1 protein-coding gene is annotated in these 334 nt (G+C 53.9%); it reads right to left on the minus strand.

Annotated elements, in window-relative coordinates; translation table 11 throughout:
* Positions 1-204: 204 nt before the first annotated feature.
* A complete protein-coding gene (locus EZM41_RS14710) occupies positions 205-330 on the minus strand; it encodes a hypothetical protein (RefSeq protein ID WP_446697823.1) in 126 nt (41 codons plus the stop codon).
* Positions 331-334: the final 4 nt, after the last annotated feature.

A 334-nucleotide genomic window follows, 5' to 3' on the forward strand; every position in this document is an offset into this window, starting at 1 on the left:
GTTCGTCGTCCGGGGCTGACGGCGTGGCCAGCTCTTCTATCTCGTCGAAGCTCTCCTCCACACGATGAAGGGCCTTCTTGCGCAAAAACGAGATCATAGCATTGCGAACGCAAGAATGTCGTTTTCCCTGAGCCGCTCGGACCCAGAAAACAGAAGAACTATCCTGCCTGCACGGAAAGCGTTACTTCCTCGAGGGCTATAGCGTCACCGAAGCGCTTGCATAACCCTGTTGTATACACTTGTCACTGGGCAATAGGGCTCCTGCCCCACATAGCGATCCGTGATGCCCAATGCCGGTACAACATACTGACCAAAGATGGCGACGTCCAATAAA

It is taken from the genome of Acetomicrobium sp. S15 = DSM 107314 (assembly GCF_016125955.1).
Classification (GTDB): Bacteria; Synergistota; Synergistia; order Synergistales; family Thermosynergistaceae; genus Thermosynergistes; species Thermosynergistes pyruvativorans.